Source organism: Variovorax sp. GW823-FHT04B03, from assembly GCF_058796495.1.
The window spans coordinates 176,803-199,491 of the sequence record NZ_JBXAIT010000003.1 but is presented as its reverse complement, the minus strand read 5'-3'; the positions used below and the strand labels follow the sequence as shown (position 1 = coordinate 199,491).

The following is a 22,689-nucleotide window of genomic DNA, read 5'->3' as shown; positions in this document are numbered from 1 at the left end:
TTCTTAGATTTTGTGTCGCGCCCCATGCGCGCCCTCAGGCGCGCCGAGGCGGAATTGCATCGAGGATAGCATGCGTCCCCGTGACAAATTGCCGCCGTCTCCCTCGGGGCGGCCAGCAGCTCACGCAGGCGAGCCGGCCGCGAAGACGGCGCGCACGCGTGCCAGGTCTTCGGGCGTGTCGATCCCGGGGCCTGGGGCCACATCGCTGACATGCACCGCGATACGGTGTCCGTGCCACAGCGCACGCAACTGTTCGAGCGCCTCGGTGGCTTCGACAGGGGCGGGCGACAGCAACGGAAATTGCCGCACGAAGCCTGCGCGATAGCCGTAGATGCCGATGTGGCGCAGCGGTGCGGGGCTGGGCAGCACCGACGGCGCCGCACCGCCCGACGAGCCGTCGCGCCACCAGGGGATCGGCGCGCGGCTGAAATAGAGCGCATGGCCTTGCGCATCGAGCACGGCCTTCACCACGTTCGGGTTCATGAAGTCGGCCAGCGAGTCGATCGCATGGACGGCGGTGCTCATCGCGGCCTGCGGGCGCGCGGCCAGCGTGGCGGCAACGGCGTCGATCAGCGCGGGGTCGATCAGCGGCTCGTCGCCCTGCACGTTGACGACGATCGCGTCACCGTCGAGTCCGAGCTGTTCGCAGGCTTCGGCCAGCCGGTCGGTGCCGCTGGGGTGGTCCTGACGCGTCAGCAGGGCTTCGACGCCGTGCGCTTGGCAGGCCTCGATGATGGAAGCGTCATCGCCGGCCACCACCACGCGAAGGGCGCCGGACTGGCGGGCACGTTGTGCCACGCGCACGACCATCGGCAGGCCCGCGATGTCGGCCAGCGGTTTGTTGGGAAGTCGCGTCGAAGCCAGCCGGGCCGGCACCAGAACAGTGAAACTCACAGGCCCAGCTCTTCGTCGGACAGCGTGCGGGCCTCGTTCTCGAGCAGCACCGGGATGCCGTCGCGCACCGGGTAGGCCAGACGCGCGCTGCGCGAGCAGAGCTCCTGCTTCTCGGCGTTCCAGGTCAGCGGGCCCTTGGTGACGGGGCAGACGAGCAGTTCAAGCAGCTTGGTATCCATCGAGCGATGATAGCTTTGCGTCGAGGGCGGCGAAGAACGCCGGCGAGGGTTCGAAGTGCAGCGGCACGGCGAGCGCGTCGGGCGCCTGGTGCCAGAGCTTGACGGCGTCTTTTTCCGTGCAGACGAGGGGCAGGGCGGGACCGGCTGGTCGTTGCCAACCGCTGAAATCGTGGTGGTCAGGCAGCGCGAGGGTGTCTGCGAGCGTCAGGCCGCGAGCACGCAGCATCGTGAAGAAGGCCTCCGGCCGCGCGATGGCGGCGAGCGCGATCACAGGCTGGCCGGCGAGCGTGTCGAGCGGGATGCGCCGGCCGTCCTTCGCGAAGGCGTACGGCGCCAGCTCGCGGGTGGCGGTGTAGCCCTCGGCGAAGGCGGGCCGCTCGCCGCTGTGCAGCAGCAGGTCGCAATGGCGCGGCCACGGCTCGCGCAGGGGGCCGGCCGGCAGCAGCCAGCCGTTGCCGACACCGCGGTCGTCGAACACGCAGATCTCGATGTCGCGCGCCAGCGCCAGATGCTGCAGGCCGTCGTCGCTGACGATGACCTGCGTGGCCGGGTGTTGTTCGAGCAGGGCGCGCGCAGCCTCGATGCGCTGCCGGGCCACGAAGACGGGCGCGCTGGTGGCATGGTGGATCAGCGCGGGTTCGTCGCCGACGTCCTGCGGATCACTGTCGGCCTGGACTTCACGGCAGTCGTCGGTGCGGCGGCCGTAGCCGCGCGACACCACGCCCACCCGCAGGCCACGCGCCTGCAGGTGGCGCACGACAGCCATCACGACCGGTGTCTTGCCGGCCCCACCCGCGATCACATTGCCGACCACGATCACGGGTACCGGCACGCGTCCGGTCTTCTGCCAACCCCATCGGTAGAAGGCGCGCCGCAGCGCGAAGAGGGCGCCGTAGAGCTGCGACAGCGGCCACAGCAGGCAGGCCAGCGCACCGCGGCGCAGCCAGGCGTCCTGCAGCCGCGCGCCGGTCGACACTCAGTGACCGGCCTGGGCCGTCGACTGGGCGGCGAAGGTGATCTGCATCAGGCCGGCGCGGCGCGCGGCCTCCATCACCGTCACCACGGCCTGGTGCGGGCTGGCGGCATCGGCGCTGATGATCACGACGCTGTCCTTGCCGCCGGTGGCGGCGGCGCCGAGCGCGGCGGCCACAGTGTCGACGCTGCGGTCCGCCAGCGGCGACTTGTTGATCACGTAGCGGCCGTCAGCCGACACTGCCACGATCACCTCTTTCGGGTAGTCGCGCTGGGCGTCGACGTCCGCGGTCGGCAGCCGCAGCTGCATCTCGGTGAACTTGCTGTAGGTGGTCGACAGCATCAGGAAGATCAGCACGACCAGCAGCACGTCGATGAACGGGATCAGGTTGATCTCCGGCTCGTCGCGCGCGCCGTGGCGAAACTGCATGCGGCCGCGCGAGCTCATTTGCGCAGGGCGTTCAGGTGGCGGGCAAAGCGCTCGCCCGAGAGTTCGAGGTTCAGCAGGTACTCGTCGACGCGGCTGCGGAAGTAGCGCCAGAAGATCAGTGTCGGAATGGCCACGATCAGGCCGAAGGCCGTGTTGTACAGCGCGATCGAGATGCCGTGCGCCAGCTGCGCCGGGTTGCCCGAACCGACGGCACCGCTACCGGGCGACTGCGAGCCGAAGATCTCGATCATGCCGATCACCGTGCCCAGCAGGCCGAGCAGCGGCGCCGCCGAGGCGATGGTGGCCAGCGCCGGCAGGTAGCGCTCCAGCTTGTGCGCCACGGTGCGGCCCGAGGCCTCCATGGCGGCGCGCAGGTCGTCTTCGGTGCAGCGCGGGTTGGCGTTCAGCGCGCGCAGGCCGGCGGCCAGCACCTGGCCGAGCATCGAGTTGCTTTCCAGTTTGGTCACGACATCGGGGCCGGGAACCGCGCCGCGCGACACGGTGATGGTCTCGTCCAGCAGCTTCGGCGGCAGGACCTTGACGGTCTTGAGGCTGGTGAAACGTTCAATGACCAGCGCGAGTGCGATGACCGAACAGGCGAGCAATGGCCAGATTGGCCAGCCCGCGGCAACAATGATGGAAAACAAGAAAATCCTCCGGCCCGTAGACTGCAAATGCGCGGCGATTATCCACCGAGCCACCATCGGCTCGCGGCTTGTTTGCGTGTCGGCAAGGACGCACAGATTCTGTGGATAACTTTGTGATTAACCCATCGCGCAATGCCGCCGAACCCGCATGGGACGGGCTTTCCGTTAGATCGATTGAATTTTGAGCAGCACTTTGTTTAATGAAATCAACAGCTTGCACGAGAACTCGTGCATCTGTTCCACCATACCCCTCCAAAGTGGGGGGCGCGGCGCCCGTTGTGGAAGAGTGGCGCTCGGTGGCGGAGGGGCGCAATGAGCTTCAGGGAGCCGAATGCCGTGCCCGGGCCGCGCGTGTGGGCCGTGGGCGCGCTGTGCCGCGCGGTGGCCGATGCGCTCGATGCGCGCTTCAACCCGGTCTCGGTGCGCGGGGAAATTTCGGGTTTCTCGCGCGCATCGAGCGGTCATTGCTATTTCTCGCTCAAGGACGAATCCGGCCAGCTGCGCTGCGCGATGTTCCGTCGCGCGGCGAGTCTGCTCGACTTCACGCCGCGCGACGGCGACCAGGTCGAGGTGCGTGGCCGGCTGGCGGTGTACGAGCCGCGTGGCGATCTGCAGCTGGTGGTCGAAAGCCTGCGGCGCGCGGGGCAGGGCGCGTTGTTCGAGCAGTTCCTGCAGCGCAAGGCGCGCCTCGAAGCCGAGGGCCTGTTCGATCCGGCGCGCAAGCGGGCGCTGCCGTCCATGCCACGCGCCGTGGGCGTCGTCACCTCGCTGGGCGCTGCGGCGCTGCATGACGTCGTGACCGCGCTGCGGCGGCGCGTGCCACATATTCCCGTGGTGCTGGCGCCGTCGGCAGTGCAGGGGGCCAGTGCGCCGGCCGACCTGGTGCGCGCCTTGCAGTCGCTCTACACGCTGGAGCCGGCCGTCGACGTGATCCTGCTGGTGCGCGGTGGCGGCTCCATCGAGGACCTCTGGGCCTTCAACGACGAAACGCTGGCGCGCACCATCGTGCAGAGTCCTGTGCCGGTGATCAGCGGCGTGGGGCACGAAACCGATTTCACCATTGCCGATTTCTGCGCCGACCTGCGGGCGCCGACGCCCACGGCCGCCGCGGAACTCGTCAGCGCGCCGCGCGACCTGTGGCTCGGCGCGCTCGACCTGCTCGATGAACGGCTCGGCGATGCGCTGGGCGGGCGGCTCGATGTGCTCGGCCAACGGCTGGACCAGGCGGCCGCGCGGCTGGGGCGTCCCTCGGGCCTGGTCGCGCGCCAGCAGTTGCGGCTGGCGCACCACGCGCAGCGGTTGCACTACGCGGTGCTGTCGCGCCGGGAGCGATTGGCGCAGGTGCCGCAGGCCATCGCCACCGATTTCTCCGCGAAGTTCACGCGTTCGCTGACGCAGCGGCGCGAGCGGCTCGAACGCGTGGCCCTGCGCCTGCGGCTGCTCGACCCGGCCCTGGTGCTGCAGCGCGGCTATGCCTTGCTGACCGACGGCGAAGGCCGGGCGGTCATCAGCGCAGGCAGCCTGCAGGCCGGTGATGCCGTGGTCGCACGCCTTTCGGATGGCTCGGTCGACCTGACCGTGACGCCCGGCGGCGCGACGGGAACACGTCTGACGCCGCCCCCATGATTACTTCCTAGAATCCTTCATTCCCCACAACCAACCCACGAGAAAAAACCATGGAACATGTGCTCCCACCCCTGCCGTACGCCATCGACGCACTGGCCCCCGAGTATTCGAAGGAAACGCTCGAGTACCACCACGGCAAGCACCACAACGCCTATGTGGTGAACCTGAACAACCTGCAAAAGGGCACCGAGTTCGAAGCGATGACGCTCGAAGAGATCGTCAAGAAGTCCAGCGGCGGCATCTACAACAACGCCGCCCAGATCTGGAACCACACCTTCTTCTGGAACTGCATGAAGCCGCAAGGCGGCGGCGCACCCACCGGCGCGCTGGCCAAGGCCATCGATGCCAAGTGGGGCAGCTACGACGCCTTCAAGGAAGCCTTCGTGAAGTCGGCCGTGGGCAACTTCGGCTCGGGCTGGACCTGGCTGGTGAAGAAGGCCGACGGTTCGGTGGACATCGTGAACACCGGCGCCGCCGGCACGCCGCTGACCACCGCCGACACCGCGCTGCTGACGGTGGACGTGTGGGAACACGCGTACTACATCGACTACCGCAACCTGCGCCCGAAGTTCGTCGAGACCTTCCTGGCCAAGCTGGCCAACTGGGACTTCGCAGCGAAGAACTTCGGCTGAAGCCGGATCTGGCGCTCGCCATGAAAAAAGCCGACCTGCGGGTCGGCTTTTTTACGGGCGTTCAATTGCTCAGCGCTTGGCGGCCGAGAAGAGCTCGCCGCCGAGCTTGGCACCCTTTTTGATGTTCTTCTTGGCGAACCAGCCCTGGTTCATCTCGAGCACGTAGCGCACCGGCTCCTCGGAGCAATGCGAGTTCTCGGTCATCGGCTGCATGTCGACCAGGTTGACGATGCGGCCGTCGTCGGCCACGAAGGCGGCGGTCAGCGGCAACAGGGTGTTGCGCATCCAGAAGCACTGCGTGGCCGGCTGCTCGAAGACGAAGATCATGCCCTCGGCCTGCGGCATCGTCTTGCGGAACATCAGGCCGATCTCGCGTTCGCGGGGCGATTGCGCCACCTGCGCATCGATCTTGTAGAGGCCGACCGACAACTGCGTGCGTGCCAGATCGGTTTGGGGTTGCGGTTGGATTTGCTGCTGCGCGTGGGCCGGCGCCAGGAAGGACGCGGACACCAGAAGCAGCGCGGCGAGACGCTGAAACATCGGATGACTCTTTCGGGGCGGCGACACACGAGGTCGGCCCGTGACCAATAAAAATGCCCGCTGAAGCGGGCATTGCCGGGAGCTTGAAAGCTTACACCTTCTTGGCGGCGGCCGCGTGGGCCTTGGAGACGTGGCGCACCTTGTGCTTCTTGACCGTGTGCTTGGCCTTGGCTTTGTGGACGGCGGGAGCGGCCGGCGCTGCGGAAGCGGGTTCGGCGGCTTGGGCGAATGCACCGGCTGCGAAGAGGCCGGCGACCAGGGCTGCGATCAGCTTGTTCATGAGAAATCCTTTGAGATTGTTGATATGGATCACCTCCCTGCGGAAGGCCTCCATTCAACGGACCTCAAGAACCCCGGTTGACAGTGGTTGAACAAAACTGCGAACGAAAAAAAGCGCTCCGGAGAGCGCTTTTCTTAGGGGGCAGACCAGCTTACTTGGCGCCGGGCATGTCAGGCGTGCCACCTTGGGTGGCCTTGCGCTTCACGCTGCCGTCCTTGTTGCGGCGACGATCGTCGCGGGTCTTGGCGCGCTTTTCGCCAGCAACGCCAGCCTTGTCGGCACCGAAGGCGCCGCCTTCAGGCGTCTTGGCGATGTCGCCAGCAGCGGGAGCCACTTGACCAGCGGGCTTGGCTTCCTTCTTGGCTTCAGCGCGAGCTTGCGGCTTGCTGTTGGTCGCGTTGCCTTGTTCGGGCGTGGTACCGGCCGGGTTCTGGGCGTACGCGCCAGCGGCGAACAGGCCAGCGATCATGACTGCGAGAAGTTTGCTCATTGATGATTCCTCTATCGAGAATTGGTTGGAAACGCCTCCCGGCGAGCAGAAGGTCAGCCAGTAACGGGCTCTATCGCCCTACGGTTGACAATTGTCCGCTGATGGGTTGCGTCTAAAATGTACAGCGATTTGTTAGCGCGCTGTACAGCGATTCTCCCTCGCTGTCTGAATTCGCAGACAGTCGTTCGAATTACGTCACTCCCGGAGTCAAGCCCCCTCATGTCCAGCTATCAGCACATCAAAGTCCCGACCGAAGGCCAGAAGATCACGGTCAACGCTGACAATTCGCTCAATGTGCCCGATCAGCCGATCATTCCGTTCATCGAAGGCGACGGCACCGGGCTGGACATCACGCCAGTGATGCTCAAGGTGGTGGACGCTGCGGTGGCCAAGGCCTACGGCGGCAAAAAGAAGATTCACTGGATGGAGGTCTACGCCGGCGAGAAGTCGACCAAGGTCTACGGCCCCGATGTCTGGCTCCCCGAGGAAACCCTGCATGCCGTGCGCGACTACGTGGTGTCCATCAAGGGCCCGCTGACCACGCCCGTCGGCGGCGGCATCCGCTCGCTGAACGTGGCGCTGCGCCAGGAACTCGACCTGTACGTCTGCCTGCGGCCCATCCAGTATTTCGAGGGTGTGCCCAGCCCGGTGCGCGAGCCGCACAAGACCAACATGGTCATCTTCCGCGAGAACTCGGAAGACATCTACGCCGGCATCGAGTTCGAAGCCGAAAGCGACAAGGCCAAGAAGCTCATCAAGTTCCTGCAGGACGAGATGGGCGTCAAGAAGATCCGCTTCCCCAACACCTCGGGCATCGGCGTCAAGCCCGTCTCGCGCGAAGGCACCGAGCGCCTCGTGCGCAAGGCCTTCCAGTACGCCATCGACAACGACAAGCCGAGCGTGACCCTGGTCCACAAGGGCAACATCATGAAGTTCACCGAAGGTGGCTTCCGTGACTGGGGCTACAACCTGGCCGCCAAGGAATTCGGCGCCGAGCTGATCGACGGTGGCCCGTGGATGAAGTTCAAGAACCCCAAGACCGGCAAGGAAATCACCGTCAAGGACAGCATCGCCGATGCGTTCCTGCAGCAGATCCTGCTGCGCCCTGCCGAGTACAGCGTGATCGCCACGCTGAACCTCAACGGCGACTACGTGTCCGACGCACTGGCCGCACAGGTCGGCGGCATCGGCATCGCACCGGGCGCGAACTTGAGCGACACCGTCGCCATGTTCGAAGCCACCCACGGCACGGCCCCCAAGTACGCAGGCAAGGACTATGTGAACCCGGGTTCCGAGATCCTGTCCGCCGAAATGATGCTGCGCCACATGGGTTGGACCGAAGCGGCCGACCTGATCATCAGTTCGATGGAAAAGTCGATCGCCAGCAAGAAGGTCACCTACGACTTCGCGCGCCTGATGGACGGTGCGACGCAAGTGAGCTGCTCTGGTTTCGGTCAGGTCATGATCGACAACATGTAATTGCGATCGCTGACGTCGAGAAACGTCGAACCCTTATCAAGCCCTCGAGCTTCCGAAAGGACTCGAGGGTTTTTTCTTGCCTGTCGCCCTCGCGATATCGTTAGTGAATTACCTTCTTTGTGCTCTGAACGTAAGGAGCAGCGGGCAAACATCACAGATCAATAGGCTCCGTCCTTCGTTTAACTATTGGTAGAAACTGTGCTGTGTTTGCCTCGCGGCGAGCCGCCAGAATCGCGCCCATTCCAAGAAGCATAGGGGGCGCGAAGTGGGGAAAAAGAACGCAGGAATCTGCCCGGCAACAGGGGGCCTCGCAGACGACTCGATCGAACAGGGCGTGCACGCTGCACGGCAGATCGCGCAATGACGATCTCTCGGCGAGCGCTGTTCGGCAAGCTCAACCTCACCTTGTTTCGCGGCATCGAATCCGCCACCGCATTTGCCAAGCTGCGTGGCAATCCCTATGTCGAACTGACGCACTGGATTCATCAGCTCTGGCAGCTCAACGACAGCGATCTGCACCGCATCTGCCGGCACTACCAGATCGACGCGCAAGCCATCCAGAAAGACTTCGCATCGGCCTTGTCCAGCTTGCCATCGGGTGCCACCTCGCTGACCGATTTTTCCAGTCACATCGAAGCTGCCATTGAGCGCGCGTGGGTGCTCTCGAGTCTCGAGTTCGGCGCGCACTGCGTGCGTGGTGCGTGGTTGCTTGCTGCGCTGCTTCAGACGCCAGACTTGCGGCGCGTGCTTCTTGGCATCTCGCCTGCATTCCAGAGAATCCCAGCAGACCAACTGACGGAGGCCATCGATGCCATCGTGGCCGGCTCTCCCGAAGGGCAGGAAGGACCGCACGATGGCGCCGGTCTGCCATCAGCGCTGCCTGGTGAAGCCAGCGCCGCGCTAGCCGATGCGGCGTTGGATGGAAAGTCGGCGTTGCGGCGCTACTGCACGGATCTGACCGAGCGCGCGTCTCAAGGGCAGATCGATCCGGTCATCGGGCGCGGACACGAGATCCGCACGATGGTCGACATCCTGCTGCGTCGCCGCCAGAACAATCCCTTGCTCACAGGAGACGCGGGCGTCGGCAAGACCGCGGTGGTCGAGGGGCTCGCGTTGGCCATCGCGCAAGGCGAGGTTCCTCCCGATCTGAAGAACTGCCGCCTGTGGAGTCTCGATGTCGGAGCGCTGTTGGCCGGCGCAAGCATGCGCGGGGAGTTCGAGTCCCGCCTCAAGGCATTGCTGGAAGAAGCGGGCAAATCGGTGCAGCCCGTCATCCTCTTCATCGACGAGGTGCACACCTTGGTCGGTGCGGGCGGGCAATCCGGAACCGGCGATGCCGCCAACCTGCTCAAGCCAGCGCTTGCACGGGGAACCTTGCGCACGATCGGTGCCACCACCTGGAGCGAGTACAAGCGCCACATCGAGAAAGACCCGGCGCTGACGCGACGCTTTCAGACGCTGCAGGTGGCAGAGCCCGACGAGGTTGCTGCGATCGAGATGGTGCGTGGCCTTGTCGCCACCTTTGCCGAGCACCACGGCGTGCTCGTGCTCGATGAGGCTGGCCGTTGCGTTGGCAGGGCCTTCACTGGCATATGCGCAGTTCTCACACCCAAGAGAGCAAACCAAGCTCGACATCACGGTCACTGCGGAAGCCGGCGTCAACCCGGACGACAAGGGGAGGGCAGCACCCATCATGGTCCGCATCTACGAGCTCAAGTCGGAGGCAACCTTCGAATCGGCCGATTACTTCTCTCTGCACAACAGCGACAAGAACGTGATGGGCGCCGACCTTCTGGTGCGCGATGAGTTCATCCTGCGACCCGGAGAGGTCAAGAAGATCCGGCGCATGTCGCACCCCGAGCTCGCCGCGATCGGCGTGATCGCTGGCTACCGGGAGCTTGCACAAAGCGAGTGGCGCCTTGTGCAGAAAGTCGATCCTGCCCCCGAGGCCGCCTGGTATCGCACCGTCATCCCCGCCAACAAGGTCAAGCTGAAGATCGCCCTTCAAGGCAAGGGCATCCAGCTGACACCCATCAAGTAGCACGTCTGCGGCCCGAAAGCACAACGATCGAACCCATGAGCTGGTACAACAAAGTCGCCTGGAGCGAAGGGCTCTTCCTGCGTCCGCAACTGTTTCAACAGCAGGAGCGCTACCTCGAACATCTGGCGCACAAGCGTGCCGCCTCGTTGACTCCCTTTTACTGGGGGTTCAACCACTACAGCATCGATGCGGAGTCGCTCTCACTGGGCAAGCTGGTGCTGGCCAGCGCGGCGGGGATCTTCTCGGATGGCACGCCCTTCGATGCACCGGGCCAGACGCTGTCCCCGCGTGGCGATGCGCAGTACGGGCAGTTCGTCGGAGCACCCGACGCGCCGAACTGGGCCGAGATCGAACGGGACTGCCGCCGGCTGCTGTTGCGGACCCGGGACATCAATCTCTTTGTCTGGCTGTGCCGCGCGCGCACCCGGCTGGCGCAGGCGGCAGGGCTTGCGCAGTCGTTGGTGCTGCTGGTCGAGGCGCTCCGGACCTGGCCCGAAGCGGTGCACCCCCAGTTGGTGATCGAAGGCGAGCGCGACCCGGCCGTGCGCGCCAATGCGCTCGCTGCGCTGGCCGATCCGGAGGGCCTGTTGAGCGACGTGCGAGAAGTCGTCATTGCAGCCAATGCCGCGCGGCACCTGACAGTGCGTGAAGTCGAGCGCGCCTTTGCGATGCCCCGGGCGCCGGACGCAGCCAGTCCGGAGGCCATGGCGCAGCAGTTGGCAGACCTCGCGGCCGCTGCGTCGGGCGACGACCAGGCGCCGCTGCGCCTGTTGGCGCAAGCGGCAGAGGCGGCGGCGCAGATCGTCGGCTGGGCCGCCCAGCACCTGGGGCTGGACGCGCCTCCACTGCATCCGCTGGTGCGGTTGCTGGCCCCATTCCAGCGAACCGGGTCGTCGGCGCCGCCTGTCGCGGCCGCAGCAAGGCCTGACCCACTCCCGTCGTGGCCGGCAAGCACGCCAGCGGGCGAGGGCCTCGCAACACGCGACGACATCTTGGGTGACATTCGCAAGGCCCGCCGATGGTTCGAGAACCACGAACCGAGCAGTCCTGTCGCCGTGTTGCTCAAGCAGGCCGAACGCATGACCGGCCTGCGGTTTTCCCAGGTGGCCGATGCCATTCCACTTGATCTGCTGCGCAAATGGGATGCCGACGAGGAGGCTTCGCTGTGACGCTGATCCAGGCCAACTTTCTTGTCATCTGCTTCGCGGTCGGCGCCGCTGGCGCCTTGCTGGGCCTCTGGGTGTTCTCGCACAGGCTCGGCAGGCAACTCGAAGCGCAGCGCCGTGCCTCGGATTCGGAGCACGAACAGATGCGGCTGGCGATCCGCGCCGAGTTGGCGCTGCTCGGGCAACAGCAGACCGCACATCAGAAAGCGCAACGCTTGGCACTGGCGCGGTGGCAGGCTGAGCAGGATGCGCGGCGGCTGGCTGAATGGCAGGCGTTGTCGCCAGCGCCCCCTACGTGGCCGGGCAGAAGAGGAGGGCCGGTTGCGCCGCCCGTTGTGCAGTCACCCCCGCAGCGGCCGAGAGCATCGCCATCAGTACCGGCCTTGCACGAGGATTCCGAGCCGCAAAACTCAACGGTGCCACTCGCGCTGCCCGCCGCCGTTCACCGGGAAGCAGAGTCGGCCCCCGAACGCGAACTCACCGACGAAGAAATCGACGCCTTGCCGCCCGATCTGCCGGTTCCGACCCGGGTGCCGGGCCGAAAATTGCCGGCGCCCAAAGGCCCCGTTCTGCGCAATCTGTAGAAAAGACCGGCAATCTGCCGGTTTTTTTACGTCTGTCTTCGTGCTGTCGTACACGACGCATGCCTCTTGATTTGTCGAATAGGCGTCACCAAGTCTGTTGGCGTCGGCACGGTGCTTGCACGCTCTATAGAATCTTTTTCATGGCAACGAGAATTCCCAAAACTCCCAGCACCCCACCGGCGCAGAAACCGGCGGGCGACGACGGAGATTCGGTCGTTCTGGAGCGCCGCCCGCAAAAAACGGCGCCGCCCCAGATGTACCAGGTCGTCATGCTGAACGACGACTACACGCCGATGGAGTTCGTGATCGTCATCCTGCAGGAATACTTCAGCAAGGACCGAGAAACGGCGACCCAGATCATGCTCAAGATCCACCTCGATGGCCGGGGTGTCTGTGGGGTTTATTCCCGCGACATGGCGGCCACCAAGGTCAATCAGGTGATGGAGGCCGCGCAGCAGGCAGGGCACCCGCTGCAATGTGTCAGCGAACCGGTCGCGTGAACCAGTTGAATTGCACGCGCTCCAACCCATCTGAGAACTTATTTACAGCAAGGCAAAAGGAAATCACATGATTGCCCAGGAACTGGAAGTCAGCTTGCACATGGCCTTCGTCGAGGCCCGGCAGCAACGCCACGAGTTCATCACCGTGGAACATCTGCTGCTCGCTTTGCTGGACAACCCGAGCGCCGCGGAAGTTCTGCGCGCCTGCTCGGCGAACGTCGACGACCTGCGGGCGTCGCTCACCAACTTCATCAAGGACAACACGCCGCAAGTGGCGGGTACCGATGATGTCGACACCCAGCCCACCCTGGGTTTCCAGCGCGTGATCCAGCGCGCCATCATGCACGTGCAGTCCACCGGCAACGGCAAGAAGGAAGTCACCGGCGCCAACGTGCTGGTCGCGATCTTCGGCGAGAAGGATTCGCACGCCGTGTACTACCTGCACCAGCAGGGCGTCACCCGCTTGGACGTGGTCAATTTCATTGCCCACGGCATCAAGAAGAGCGATCCGCCGGAAGCAGTCAAGGGCAGCGGCGAAGCGCCTCAGGGCGAGGGCGAAGAGGGCGGCGGCGAACGCAACGAGAAGGCCTCGCCGCTCGAGCAGTTCACGCAAAACCTCAACCAGCTCGCCAAGGACGGCAAGATCGATCCGCTGATCGGCCGCGAATACGAGGTCGAGCGCGTCATCCAGATCCTGTGCCGCCGGCGCAAGAACAACCCGCTGCTCGTGGGCGAGGCCGGCGTGGGCAAGACCGCGATCGCGGAAGGCCTGGCATGGCGCATCACCCAGGGCGACGTGCCCGAGATCCTCGCCGAGGCGCAGGTCTACTCGCTCGACATGGGCGCGTTGCTGGCCGGCACCAAGTACCGCGGTGACTTCGAACAGCGCCTGAAGGGCGTGCTCAAGTCGCTCAAGGACAAGCCGAACGCCATCCTGTTCATCGACGAAATCCACACCCTGATCGGTGCGGGCGCAGCCTCGGGCGGCACGCTCGACGCGTCGAACCTGCTCAAGCCCGCGCTCTCCAGCGGCCAGCTCAAGTGCATCGGCGCCACCACCTTCACGGAATACCGCGGCATCTTCGAGAAGGACGCGGCCCTGTCGCGTCGTTTCCAGAAGGTCGACGTGGTCGAGCCGTCGGTGCAGGAAACCGTCGACATCCTCAAGGGCCTGAAGTCGCGCTTCGAGGAGCACCATGGCGTGAAGTACGCCGTGGCCGCCTTGCAGGCTGCGGCCGAGCTCAGCGCCAAGTACATCAATGACCGTCACCTGCCCGACAAGGCCATCGACGTCATCGACGAAGCCGGCGCCGCCCAGCGCATCCTGCCGCCGAGCAAGCGCAAGAAGACCATCAGCAAGACCGAGGTCGAGGAAATCGTGGCGAAGATCGCGCGCATTCCCCCGGCCAACGTCAGCAACGACGACCGCAGCAAGCTGCAGACGATCGAGCGCGACCTCAAGAGCGTGGTGTTCGGCCAGGACAAGGCACTCGAAGTGCTGGCCTCCGCGGTCAAGATGGCACGTTCGGGCCTGGGCAAGGGCGACAAGCCGATCGGCTCGTTCCTGTTCTCCGGCCCCACGGGCGTCGGCAAGACCGAAGCGGCCAAGCAGCTGGCCTACATCATGGGCATCGAGCTGATCCGCTTCGACATGTCGGAGTACATGGAGCGTCACGCGGTGAGCCGCCTGATCGGCGCGCCTCCGGGCTACGTCGGTTTCGACCAAGGCGGTCTGCTGACCGAGGCTGTCACGAAGAAGCCGCACGCGGTGCTGCTGCTCGACGAAATCGAGAAGGCGCACCCGGACATCTTCAACGTGCTGCTGCAGGTCATGGACCACGGCACGCTGACGGACAACAACGGGCGCAAGGCCGACTTCCGCAACGTCATCATCATCATGACGACGAACGCGGGTGCCGAGACCATGAACAAGGCGACCATTGGCTTCACGAACGCGCGGCAGGCCGGCGACGAAATGGGCGACATCAAGCGCCTGTTCACGCCTGAATTCCGCAACCGTCTGGACGCCATCGTCAACTTCAAGGCGCTCGACGAACAGGTCATCCTGCGCGTGGTCGACAAGTTCCTGCTGCAACTGGAAACCCAGCTCAGCGAGAAGAAGGTCGAGGTCACCTTCACCGACAAGCTGCGCAAGCACCTGGCGAAGAAGGGCTTCGATCCGCTGATGGGCGCACGTCCGATGCAGCGCCTGATCCAGGACACGATCCGTCGGGCACTGGCCGACGAGCTGCTGTTCGGTCGCCTGACTGACGGCGGTCGCCTCGAAGTCGACCTCGACGAGAAGGACGAAGTGCTGCTCGACATCCAGCCGATCCCGAAGAAGGAAGGCAAGTCGAAGCCCGAAGCCGAGGAAGCCGCCACGGGCTGATCCCGCCTCTCTGAGGAACGAAGTCAAAGGCCGGTAGCATTCGCTGCTGGCCTTTTTCTTTGGGCCGGCCGAAAACACCCCGCCTTCACCCGCTTTTGCCTTGATCCTCCCCGAACTCAGCCACGAATGGAAAACCGGCCTCTCCCTGGCGTGGAGCGGCTACATCGCCGTGCTGTCGGTCTGGATCGTGATGCAAAAGCGCGCGCCGGTGTCCACCATGAGCTGGATCCTGTCGCTCGCGCTGCTGCCGTTTGCGGGCTTCATCGTCTACTACTTCCTGGGGCCGCAGCGGCTGCGCAAGCAGCGGCTCAAGCGCCTGCGCAACCGCGCGAACGCCCATGCGCAGGCCGACCTGGCGCGGCTGCGTGACGCCTCGCAGCATGCGCCGCCGGCGCTGCAGCAGATGGCCCGACTGGGCACCGCCGCCTGCGGCCTGCCGGTGTCGAGCGCCACGGGCGTCGAGCTGCTCTCGGGCGGCGCGCGCACCTTCGACGCGATCTTCGAGGCCGTGCGCGCGGCGCGCGACCACGTCCACCTCGAGTACTACATCTTCGAGCCCGACCGCATCGGCACCGCCTTGCGCGACCTGCTGGTCGAGCGCGCGCAGTCCGGCGTGCGGGTGCGCCTGCTGCTCGACGCGCTCGGCTCCAAGCGCATCGGCCGCAAGTTCATGGCGCCGATGCACGCGGCCGGCGTGGAGGTGGCGCTGTTCCACGACACCAAGATCGGCCGGCGCCTGCGCCCCGTGACCAACTACCGCACCCACCGCAAGATCGTGGTGTGCGATGGCCGCGTGGGCTTCACGGGCGGCGTGAACATCACCGACGAGGAAGACAAGCGCACCAACCCCAAGGACGCGTACCACGACGTGCATGTGCGCATCGAAGGCAGTGCGGTGCGCTGGCTGCAGACCACCTTCCTCGAGGACTGGAGCTACGCCACCGGCGAAAAGCAGCACCGCTCCGACGCCGTCCTGGACGCGCTGCTGCCCCAGGTGGAGGCGGGCGACATCCCGGTGCAGATCGTCACCAGCGGCCCCGACAACGCCTTCGAGGCCATCCACCGCATGCATGTCGAGGCCATCCATTCGGCCACGCGCCGGGCCTGGCTCACCACGCCGTACTTCGTGCCGGGCGAGCCCGCGCTGATGGCGCTGACCAGCGCGGCGTTGCGCGGCGTCGACGTGCGGCTGCTCGTGCCGCGCCGCAGCGACTCGGCCATCGTGAGCGCCGCCGCGCGTTCGTACTTCGACGAGCTGATCGCCGCGGGCGTCAAGATCTGGGAGTACAAAGAACGCATGCTGCATTCCAAGACGCTGGTGGTCGACGACCATTGCGCGATGATCGGCACCGCCAATTTCGACAACCGCAGCTTCCGGCTCAACTTCGAGGTCTGCGCCGTGGTCTACGGGCCCGCGCTGACCCAGCCGCTGGCGGCGCAGTTCGAAACCGACCTGCACAGCTCCGGCGCCGTGCGCGCCCACCGCCCGCAGACTTTCTGGCGCCGCCTTGGCGATGCCATTGCGCGACTGTTTTCTCCCTTGCTCTGAATGAACCACACCTTTCTCTGGCACGACTACGAAACCTTCGGCGCAGTGCCGCGCCGCGACCGTCCCTCGCAGTTCGCGGCCATCCGCACCGACGCCGAGCTCAACGAAGTCGGCGAGCCGCTGATGATCTATTGCAAGCCCGCGCCGGACTACCTGCCCAGCCCCGAGGCCTGCCTGATCACCGGCATCACGCCGCAGGTCTGCCTGGAGCGCGGCATTCCCGAGCACGAGTTCGCGGCCCACATCGAGCAGGCCTTCTCGCAGCCCGGCACCATCGGCGTGGGCTACAACACCATCCGCTTCGACGACGAGGTCACGCGCTTCCTGTTCTGGCGCAACCTCATCGACCCCTATGCGCGCGAATGGCAGAACGACTGCGGCCGCTGGGACCTGCTCGACGTGGTGCGCCTCACCTACGCGCTGCGCCCCGACGGCATCGAGTGGCCGAAGAAGGAAGACGGCAAGCCCAGCTTCAAGCTCGAAGACCTGGCGCGCGCCAACGGCCTGCTGCACGAGTCGGCGCACGATGCGCTGTCCGACGTGCGTGCCACCATCGCGCTGGCGCGGCTCATCCGCGACAAGCAGCCCAAGCTCTTCGACTTCGCCTTCGGCCTGCACAAGAAGGACCGCGTGGCGATGGAGCTCGGCCTGCCCGCGATGCGTGAGACCGCCAAGCCCTTCCTGCACGTGTCGGGCATGTTCCCGGTCGAGCGCGGCTGCCTGGCCGTGATGTGGCCGCTGGCCAGCCACCCGACCAACAAGAACGAACTGCTGGCCTGGGACCTGTCGCAAGACCCAAGCGAGCTGCGCGACCTCGACGCCGAGACGCTGCGCCTGCGCCTGTTCACGCGCACCTCCGACCTGCCCGAAGGCATGACGCGGCTGCCGATGAAGAGCGTGCACCTGAACAAGTCGCCGATGGTGGTCGGCAACCTGCGCACGCTGGCACCGGCCATGGCCGAGCGCTGGGGTGTCGACATGGACACCGCCATGCGCCACGCCGCCATCGCGCGCGACCTGCCCGACATGAGCGCGATCTGGTCGCAGGTCTTTTCCCGCCCGAAGGAGGCGACGCCCGATGTCGATGAAGACCTCTACGGCGGCTTTGTCGGCAACGGCGACCGCCGGCGACTGAACCAGCTGCGCGGGCTGTCGCCCGAGGGGCTCGCCAAGGAGCGCGTGGCCTTCGACGACGGGCGGCTCGAAGAAATCCTCTTCCGCTACCGCGCGCGCAACTGGCCCGAGTCGCTGAACGAGGAAGAAGCCGAGCGCTGGGAAGCGCTGCGCGTGGCGCGCCTGTTCAAGGGCGAGGGCGGGGCGCGCACCATCGAGGCGCTGTTCAGCGAAGTCGATGCGTTGTCCGAGAACGCCGACGAGCGCGGCGAGGAAATCCTGGGCGCGCTGTACGAGTACGCCGAGTCGATCGCGCCCGAGGCCTGAACCAAGACCGAGGGCCGGCATGCACAACGTCGCTCGCCACAGGCTGTCTCGCGCAGGCGTGGCGGGCGCGCTGGCTGTTGCGGTGCTTGCTGGTTGCGCCGCAGGGCCGTCCGGTCATTGCACCGCGGGCTTCGAAGCCTTCGAGCGCGACACCCTCTATTTCGGCCGTGCCATCCCCACGGGCGGTCAGGTGTCCGACGCCGACTGGGCCGACTTTCTCGACACCCGCGTGACACCGGCCTTTCCGCAAGGCTTCACCGTGCTCGACGCCGCCGGCCAGTGGCGCGGCACGTCAGGGCAGGTGGTGCGCGAGCCTTCGAAGCTGGTCGTGCTGCTGCACCCGCGCGACGCGAAGGCCGACGCGGCCATCGCTACCTTGATCGACACCTACCGCCAGCGCTTCGCGCAAGAGGCCGTGTTGCAGGAAAGGCAGTCCGTCTGTGCCCGTTTCTGAAGCCGCTCCCACCGTTCGCCGGCTGGTTCCTGCCGACGCCACGGCCTACCGTGCGCTGATGCTCGACGCCTACGCACGGCACCCCGAAGCCTTCACCTCCACGGTCGAAGAGCGTGCCAGCCTGCCGCCGACGTGGTGGGAGACACGCCTGCGCACGGACGCCGACGCTGCCGAGGCGGTGTACGGCGCTTTCGATGTCGATGGTGCGCTCATCGGTGCGGCAGGGCTGGGTCGCGAATCGCGGCAGCGCACGCGCCACAAGGCGACCTTGTTCGGCATGGTGGTGGCGGAATCGGCGCGGCGCGCGGGCGCCGGGCGACAACTCGTGCGGGCCTTGCTCGCGCATGCACGCGCGCTCGGCGGCGTGCGCGTGGTGCAGCTGACCGTGACCGAAGGCAATCGCCCGGCGCAGGCGCTGTACGAGCGCTGCGGCTTCCAGGTCTTCGGCGTCGAGCCGATGGCCACCGTGCTCGATGGCGCGTTCTCGTCGAAGGTCCACATGTGGTGCGACCTCGAGGCCGCACCGCCTGCGGCTTAGGCGTCGCGCTCGCGCACCATCAGCAGCGCGGGCCCGTCGGGCGTGACCACCTCGCCCAGCGCACGGAAGCCGGCCTTGACGTAGCTGCGGATCGCGCGGGCGTTGCGCGGCGAAGGATCTGTCTGGATGCGCGTCACCGCCGGGTCGGCGAACAGCTGGTCCGTGAAGGCGCGCACCATCGCGCTGCCGAGTCCGCGATTCAATTGGTCCGCCTGAGCCAGGAACTGGTCGATGCCGCGCGCACCCGGATCGCGCTCGTCTTCCCACCAGCCGTCGCCCGAGTCCATCACGACGTACGACTGGATGAATCCCAAGGGCTGCCCGTCGCGCAATGCGATGTAGCCGCGGTCGGGCGAGTCGTGCGCCAGCATCGGCGTGAAGTCGGCCTCGACCTCGGCGAGCGTCGGCACGGGCGTCCACCATTCGGCCACGTGCGGGCGACACAGCCAGTCGTGGAGCATCGCGAAATCCGTGGATTGCAGGGGCCGGAACGAGATCGAAGGCATGGCGGGCGTTCTAGCGGGAGATCCGGTCGACGATGTCCTGCGCCAGCGAGGCGATGGTCAGCGGCGCGCAGCCTTCGGCGTTGTTGCTCACGGTGACGAAGGCGTTCTGCCCGGCGCCCGTGGTGCCGGCGATCACCTTGGCGAGCGCGGCGCGGGTTTCGGGGTCGGGGTCGAGCACCTTGTCGAAGGGGCCGTAAAGCTTCTCGGCGTCTTCATAGCCGAAGCGGCCGTGGCGGCGGTGCAGGTTCCAGCGGCACACCAGCGGCCCGGGCCACAGGGCGCGCAGCATCGGCAGTTGGTCTTCGATGGGCGGCATCTTCGCGTGCAGGCCCATGCAGAAGGTCGCGCCCACGCTGCGCAGCATGTCGGCGAAGGCGGGGCACAGCAGCTGCGGGTCGCGCACCTCGACGGCGAGCACGGCGTCGGGCGCGGTCGGCTTCAGGTCGGGCATCGCCGCCAGCATCGCGCCGATGCGAGCGATCAGCGCGGGCTGGTCGGCCAGCAGGTGCGCGGGGATCGGACTCAGCTGAAACACCAGCGCGCCGATGCGGTGGCCCAGCCCGTCGAGCGCCGGCTGCACGAACTCCTGCAGCGCGATCTCGTGGCTCAGGAACACCGGGTTGGCCTGCGTGCCGCGGCCGCTTTCATCGCGCACGGTGGCGTCGGTGACAAGGCTCGGGGCCTTCACGACGAAGCGGAAGTCGTCCGGCACCATGGCCGCGTAGCGCGCGTACTGGCTGGCGGTGAGGGCGCGGTAGAAGTTGCGGTCCAGGCTCACGGTGCGCAGCAGCGGGTGCTGGGCGAGCGCCGACAGGCCGTTCTTCGAGAGCACGGTTTCGGCATAGTCGCCGTCCCAGACCAGGCCGGCCCAGCCCGGATAGCTCCACGACGAGGTGCCCAGGCGCAGCTGCGGCGGCAACTCGGCGGCGAGAGCGACCAGCGACGCGTCGGGTGCCACCGGCTTCACGGTGGCGCCGCGCGACTTCTTCGGCGAAGGCGGCGGCGCGTCGGCCGCTTCAACCGGGCGCGGAAGTTCGGGGAGGTCGGAAAAGAGGGAGTCCTGCACGTCAGCCATGTCTGGGTCGGCATTTTCGGCCAAGCGGGGAGGCCCGTCGGCGCCGGGCACAATCCGCGCCATGACACAGTGGTTGCGTACGCGGGGCGGTTGGTGGCTGGCTTGGGTGGTGCTCACGGCCGCCGGCGCCGTGTGGTTCGCACGCGCCGAGCTGACCCGGCTCCAGCAGGATTTCGAGACCGACGCGCGCATCGCGCACCGGCTCATGAGCCAGCAGGTGGTGCAGTACGACGCCGTACTGGCCACGCTCGCGCTGCTGGAGCCCAACGCCGGCGCCGACTACCCCGAGCGTCGCCTGCCGTCGGTGTATTCGTCGATCCTGCGCGTGCAGCGGCGCGCGGCCGACGAGCCTTGGCCCGATGCCGAGCACGCCGACGCGCTGGCCGCGGCAGAGGCCCGTTCGCGCGCCGAGCGCCGCGCCGACCTGGCCGTGCTCGACCTCGCGCATGGCCGCTACCAGCTCGTGATCGGCTCGGAGCCGCTGAGCTATGCGCTCGAGATCGACCTCGTCGGCTCGGTGCCCTGGCGCGACTGGCCGATGAACCCGCAGCGCAGTCCCGTGCGACTGGTCCTGCAGCGTGACGGCCAGCAACTGGTGCTGCAGCACGGCCAGTCGGCCGAACATGGCTGGCGCTACAGCCTGAGCAAGGAACTGGCGTCGCCGAGCCAGCCTTTCGAGCTGGTGGCCGAGCGCCAGGTCGGCTGGGCCGAGCTGCCGTGGCGCACCATCGGCGGCTGGGCCGTGGCGATGGCGCTGCTGCTGGCGGGCCTGTGGGCCGCGCAACGCCAGCGCATCGCACGGCGCCGCGCCGAAGAGCTGCTGCGCCTGGGCCAGGTCGCGCGGCTCAATGCGCTGGGCGAGCTGTCGGCCGGGTTGGCGCACGAACTCAACCAGCCGCTCACGGCCGTGCTGGCCAACGCCCAGGCCGCACGCCGCCTGCTCGACGACGACCCGCCCGACCTCGCCACCGCGCGCGACGCGATGGGGCAGGCCGTCGAGCAGGCCCGCCGTGCCTCCGGCGTGGTCGGCCGCTTGCGCCGCGTGATCGAACGCCCCGAGGCCGGCGGCGACGTGAAGCCGCTGGTGCTGCAGGAGGTGGTGCGCAGCGCCATGCACTTGCTGGCGCCCGAGTTCGCGCGCCACGGCGTGGCGGCCCAGTTCGACGCCAGCGCGCAGGCGCCTGTGCGCGTGCAGGCCGAGGCCGTGGCGCTGGAGCAGATCGTGCACAACCTGCTGATGAACGCGACGCAGGCGCTGGACCTCGTGCCCGCCGCCGAACGGCGCCTCGTGGTCTCGGTCGGCCGCAACGGCGAGGAGGGCGTGCTGACCGTCACCGACAACGGCCGCGGCATCGCGCCCGAGGCGCTGCCGCGCCTGTTCGAACCTTTCTTCAGCACGCGCGAAGGCGGCCTGGGCCTCGGCCTGAGCCTGAGCGAAACGCTGGCCAGCGGCATGGGCGGCAGCCTGAGCGCCGCCAATGCCTCGCCGCGCGGTGCGCGCTTCACCTTGCTGCTGCCGCTGGTGGCACCTTCGACATGAACACGTTGACCGCCACAGCCGACCAGCCGCAATCGCCCCTGATCCACCTGATCGACGACGACCAGGCCGTGCGCGACAGCCTCTCGCTGCTGATCGGCACCGTCGGCCTGCGCGTGCAGGGCTGGGCCGATCCGCAGGCCTTCATCGACGGCTTCGACCGCGCGAGCGTCGGCGCCATCGTGCTCGATGTGCGCATGCCCGGCATCAGCGGTCTCACGGTGCTCGACCGGCTGGTGGCGCAGGGCGTCGACCAGCCCGTGATCATGCTGACCGGCCACGGCACGGTCGAGATGTGCCGCCGCGCCTTCAAGGCCGGCGCGGCCGAGTTCCTGGAGAAGCCGGTGGACGACGAGCAGCTGCTCGAAGCCCTGCAGCAGGCCGTGCGCCAGCATGTGCGCACGCGCGAGCGCTCGCAGGCCGACAACGCCGCGCGCGAGCGGGTGGCGCAGCTGTCGGAGCGCGAGCGCGAGGTGCTGGCCTTCATCGTGCAGGGGCTCACCAACAAGGAGATCGCGCGCGTGCTGGCGCTGTCGCCGCGCACCGTCGAGACCCACCGCGCCAACCTGTTCGCCAAGCTCGATTGCGACTCGCTGGCACAGCTGATCCGGCGCTATGCCGTGCTGGCGTCGGGTGCGGGAGAAGAGGGCGCTCCGTAGTTCTACGGAGTGCCGGGCGTAGCCGTACGAATGGTTGCAGCGGACCGTATTTTTTACAGTGACACCGTGGTCGGCACAGGCC

The 22,689-nt window shown here is 66.8% G+C and carries 23 protein-coding genes and 2 pseudogenes; 15 read left to right on the top strand and 10 right to left on the bottom strand.

What is annotated here, in order from left to right; all coding sequences use genetic code 11:
• Positions 1–120 precede the first annotated feature (120 nt).
• Genes kdsB through AC1RAD_RS14020 form a run of 5 tightly spaced genes read right to left on the bottom strand, consistent with a single transcriptional unit; the run spans position 121 to position 3,122 of the window.
• Positions 121–894: a 3-deoxy-manno-octulosonate cytidylyltransferase gene (gene kdsB, locus AC1RAD_RS14040; protein WP_492735464.1), complete on the bottom strand. Its 774-nt coding sequence runs from the start codon at positions 892–894 to the stop codon at positions 121–123.
• On the bottom strand, positions 891–1,073 hold the full coding sequence (locus AC1RAD_RS14035) for a Trm112 family protein (protein WP_013541700.1): 183 nt from the start codon (positions 1,071–1,073) through the stop codon (positions 891–893). Before AC1RAD_RS14035 ends, kdsB begins: the two co-directional genes overlap by 4 nt.
• Positions 1,054–2,049 carry a tetraacyldisaccharide 4'-kinase gene (gene lpxK / locus AC1RAD_RS14030; RefSeq protein ID WP_492735462.1) on the bottom strand — a complete coding sequence of 332 codons (996 nt, stop codon included), beginning with the start codon at positions 2,047–2,049 and terminating at the stop codon, positions 1,054–1,056. The genes AC1RAD_RS14035 and lpxK overlap by 20 nt, the downstream gene beginning before the upstream one ends.
• Entirely contained in the window at positions 2,050–2,475 is a 426-nt protein-coding gene (locus AC1RAD_RS14025) for an ExbD/TolR family protein (protein ID WP_062471507.1), read from the bottom strand.
• A gap of 14 nt (positions 2,476–2,489) precedes the next feature.
• A complete protein-coding gene (locus tag AC1RAD_RS14020; RefSeq protein ID WP_095947709.1) occupies positions 2,490–3,122 on the bottom strand; it encodes a MotA/TolQ/ExbB proton channel family protein in 633 nt (210 codons plus the stop codon).
• A gap of 312 nt (positions 3,123–3,434) precedes the next feature.
• Here AC1RAD_RS14020 and xseA point away from each other — a divergent pair, with 312 nt between their 5' ends.
• Both xseA and AC1RAD_RS14010 read left to right on the top strand, forming a co-directional pair.
• Positions 3,435–4,748, top strand: coding sequence for an exodeoxyribonuclease VII large subunit (gene xseA, locus AC1RAD_RS14015; protein WP_492735460.1), 1,314 nt, complete (start codon positions 3,435–3,437; stop codon positions 4,746–4,748).
• A gap of 50 nt (positions 4,749–4,798) precedes the next feature.
• The gene (locus AC1RAD_RS14010) at positions 4,799–5,380 is read left to right on the top strand and encodes a superoxide dismutase (RefSeq protein ID WP_095745206.1); all 582 of its coding nucleotides are present in this window, start codon (positions 4,799–4,801) and stop codon (positions 5,378–5,380) included.
• Between the two features lie 69 nt (positions 5,381–5,449).
• Here the strand turns inward: AC1RAD_RS14010 and AC1RAD_RS14005 are convergent, their stop codons facing one another.
• From AC1RAD_RS14005 to AC1RAD_RS13995, 3 genes are all read right to left on the bottom strand, one after another.
• Positions 5,450–5,920 (bottom strand): DUF192 domain-containing protein, encoded by a 471-nt coding sequence (locus tag AC1RAD_RS14005; RefSeq protein ID WP_082548869.1) that lies wholly within the window; start codon positions 5,918–5,920, stop codon positions 5,450–5,452.
• A 91-nt stretch (positions 5,921–6,011) separates the two neighbouring features.
• Positions 6,012–6,200 (bottom strand): hypothetical protein, encoded by a 189-nt coding sequence (locus tag AC1RAD_RS14000; RefSeq protein WP_492736206.1) that lies wholly within the window; start codon positions 6,198–6,200, stop codon positions 6,012–6,014.
• 151 nt (positions 6,201–6,351) lie between these two features.
• Positions 6,352–6,690 carry a hypothetical protein gene (locus AC1RAD_RS13995; RefSeq protein WP_062471494.1) on the bottom strand — a complete coding sequence of 113 codons (339 nt, stop codon included), beginning with the start codon at positions 6,688–6,690 and terminating at the stop codon, positions 6,352–6,354.
• Between the two features lie 219 nt (positions 6,691–6,909).
• Between AC1RAD_RS13995 and icd the strand changes: the two genes are divergently transcribed.
• From icd to AC1RAD_RS13940, 11 genes and pseudogenes are all read left to right on the top strand, one after another.
• The gene (gene icd, locus AC1RAD_RS13990; protein WP_062471491.1) at positions 6,910–8,169 is read left to right on the top strand and encodes an NADP-dependent isocitrate dehydrogenase; all 1,260 of its coding nucleotides are present in this window, start codon (positions 6,910–6,912) and stop codon (positions 8,167–8,169) included.
• Positions 8,170–8,529: 360 nt separating this feature from the next.
• Positions 8,530–9,735, top strand: a pseudogene (locus tag AC1RAD_RS13985) (AAA family ATPase); the annotation flags it as partial.
• Positions 9,722–10,210, top strand: a complete 489-nt coding sequence (gene tssJ, locus AC1RAD_RS13980; RefSeq protein WP_492735458.1) for a type VI secretion system lipoprotein TssJ — start codon at positions 9,722–9,724, stop codon at positions 10,208–10,210. The pseudogene AC1RAD_RS13985 and the gene tssJ, both read left to right, overlap by 14 nt.
• Before the next feature lie 35 nt (positions 10,211–10,245).
• Positions 10,246–10,770: pseudogene (gene tssK, locus AC1RAD_RS13975) on the top strand (type VI secretion system baseplate subunit TssK); the annotation flags it as partial.
• A gap of 605 nt (positions 10,771–11,375) precedes the next feature.
• Positions 11,376–11,960: a hypothetical protein gene (locus tag AC1RAD_RS13970; RefSeq protein WP_492735456.1), complete on the top strand. Its 585-nt coding sequence runs from the start codon at positions 11,376–11,378 to the stop codon at positions 11,958–11,960.
• 140 nt (positions 11,961–12,100) lie between these two features.
• Positions 12,101–12,460 (top strand): ATP-dependent Clp protease adapter ClpS, encoded by a 360-nt coding sequence (gene clpS, locus AC1RAD_RS13965; RefSeq protein ID WP_062471456.1) that lies wholly within the window; start codon positions 12,101–12,103, stop codon positions 12,458–12,460.
• A gap of 67 nt (positions 12,461–12,527) precedes the next feature.
• Entirely contained in the window at positions 12,528–14,849 is a 2,322-nt protein-coding gene (gene clpA / locus AC1RAD_RS13960) for an ATP-dependent Clp protease ATP-binding subunit ClpA (protein ID WP_062471453.1), read from the top strand.
• 100 nt (positions 14,850–14,949) lie between these two features.
• Positions 14,950–16,398: a cardiolipin synthase gene (gene cls, locus AC1RAD_RS13955; protein WP_492735454.1), complete on the top strand. Its 1,449-nt coding sequence runs from the start codon at positions 14,950–14,952 to the stop codon at positions 16,396–16,398.
• The gene (sbcB, locus tag AC1RAD_RS13950) at positions 16,399–17,838 is read left to right on the top strand and encodes an exodeoxyribonuclease I (RefSeq protein ID WP_492735452.1); all 1,440 of its coding nucleotides are present in this window, start codon (positions 16,399–16,401) and stop codon (positions 17,836–17,838) included. It begins immediately after the preceding gene.
• 19 nt (positions 17,839–17,857) lie between these two features.
• Positions 17,858–18,292 (top strand): DUF3574 domain-containing protein, encoded by a 435-nt coding sequence (locus AC1RAD_RS13945; protein ID WP_492735450.1) that lies wholly within the window; start codon positions 17,858–17,860, stop codon positions 18,290–18,292.
• Positions 18,279–18,830: a GNAT family N-acetyltransferase gene (locus AC1RAD_RS13940; protein ID WP_492735448.1), complete on the top strand. Its 552-nt coding sequence runs from the start codon at positions 18,279–18,281 to the stop codon at positions 18,828–18,830. Before AC1RAD_RS13945 ends, AC1RAD_RS13940 begins: the two co-directional genes overlap by 14 nt.
• Here the strand turns inward: AC1RAD_RS13940 and AC1RAD_RS13935 are convergent.
• Both AC1RAD_RS13935 and AC1RAD_RS13930 read right to left on the bottom strand, forming a co-directional pair.
• Positions 18,827–19,336: a GNAT family N-acetyltransferase gene (locus AC1RAD_RS13935; RefSeq protein ID WP_492735446.1), complete on the bottom strand. Its 510-nt coding sequence runs from the start codon at positions 19,334–19,336 to the stop codon at positions 18,827–18,829. The two genes, AC1RAD_RS13940 and AC1RAD_RS13935, sit on opposite strands and share 4 nt — an antisense overlap.
• Before the next feature lie 10 nt (positions 19,337–19,346).
• The gene (locus tag AC1RAD_RS13930; protein ID WP_492735444.1) at positions 19,347–20,411 is read right to left on the bottom strand and encodes a DUF72 domain-containing protein; all 1,065 of its coding nucleotides are present in this window, start codon (positions 20,409–20,411) and stop codon (positions 19,347–19,349) included.
• 61 nt (positions 20,412–20,472) lie between these two features.
• On the opposite strand from AC1RAD_RS13930, the gene AC1RAD_RS13925 reads away from it, so the two are divergent.
• A complete protein-coding gene (locus AC1RAD_RS13925) occupies positions 20,473–21,951 on the top strand; it encodes a sensor histidine kinase (protein ID WP_492735442.1) in 1,479 nt (492 codons plus the stop codon).
• Positions 21,948–22,607, top strand: a complete 660-nt coding sequence (locus AC1RAD_RS13920) for a response regulator transcription factor (RefSeq protein WP_492735440.1) — start codon at positions 21,948–21,950, stop codon at positions 22,605–22,607. The genes AC1RAD_RS13925 and AC1RAD_RS13920 overlap by 4 nt, the downstream gene beginning before the upstream one ends.
• Positions 22,608–22,689: the final 82 nt, after the last annotated feature.

Excerpts from the sequence above, each read along its gene's own strand:
- AC1RAD_RS14035 (WP_013541700.1), bottom strand. The coding sequence starts at position 1,073 with ATGGATACCAAGCTGCTTGAACTGCTCGTCTGCCCCGTCACCAAGGGC.
- AC1RAD_RS14025 (WP_062471507.1), bottom strand. The coding sequence starts at position 2,475 with ATGCAGTTTCGCCACGGCGCGCGCGACGAGCCGGAGATCAACCTGATC.
- xseA (WP_492735460.1), top strand. The coding sequence starts at position 3,435 with ATGAGCTTCAGGGAGCCGAATGCCGTGCCCGGGCCGCGCGTGTGGGCC.
- AC1RAD_RS14010 (WP_095745206.1), top strand. The coding sequence starts at position 4,799 with ATGGAACATGTGCTCCCACCCCTGCCGTACGCCATCGACGCACTGGCC.
- AC1RAD_RS14005 (WP_082548869.1), bottom strand. The coding sequence starts at position 5,920 with ATGTTTCAGCGTCTCGCCGCGCTGCTTCTGGTGTCCGCGTCCTTCCTG.
- AC1RAD_RS14000 (WP_492736206.1), bottom strand. The coding sequence starts at position 6,200 with ATGAACAAGCTGATCGCAGCCCTGGTCGCCGGCCTCTTCGCAGCCGGT.
- AC1RAD_RS13995 (WP_062471494.1), bottom strand. The coding sequence starts at position 6,690 with ATGAGCAAACTTCTCGCAGTCATGATCGCTGGCCTGTTCGCCGCTGGC.
- icd (WP_062471491.1), top strand. The coding sequence starts at position 6,910 with ATGTCCAGCTATCAGCACATCAAAGTCCCGACCGAAGGCCAGAAGATC.
- tssJ (WP_492735458.1), top strand. The coding sequence starts at position 9,722 with ATGAGGCTGGCCGTTGCGTTGGCAGGGCCTTCACTGGCATATGCGCAG.
- clpS (WP_062471456.1), top strand. The coding sequence starts at position 12,101 with ATGGCAACGAGAATTCCCAAAACTCCCAGCACCCCACCGGCGCAGAAA.
- clpA (WP_062471453.1), top strand. The coding sequence starts at position 12,528 with ATGATTGCCCAGGAACTGGAAGTCAGCTTGCACATGGCCTTCGTCGAG.
- sbcB (WP_492735452.1), top strand. The coding sequence starts at position 16,399 with ATGAACCACACCTTTCTCTGGCACGACTACGAAACCTTCGGCGCAGTG.
- AC1RAD_RS13945 (WP_492735450.1), top strand. The coding sequence starts at position 17,858 with ATGCACAACGTCGCTCGCCACAGGCTGTCTCGCGCAGGCGTGGCGGGC.
- AC1RAD_RS13935 (WP_492735446.1), bottom strand. The coding sequence starts at position 19,336 with ATGCCTTCGATCTCGTTCCGGCCCCTGCAATCCACGGATTTCGCGATG.
- AC1RAD_RS13930 (WP_492735444.1), bottom strand. The coding sequence starts at position 20,411 with ATGGCTGACGTGCAGGACTCCCTCTTTTCCGACCTCCCCGAACTTCCG.
- AC1RAD_RS13925 (WP_492735442.1), top strand. The coding sequence starts at position 20,473 with ATGACACAGTGGTTGCGTACGCGGGGCGGTTGGTGGCTGGCTTGGGTG.
- AC1RAD_RS13920 (WP_492735440.1), top strand. The coding sequence starts at position 21,948 with ATGAACACGTTGACCGCCACAGCCGACCAGCCGCAATCGCCCCTGATC.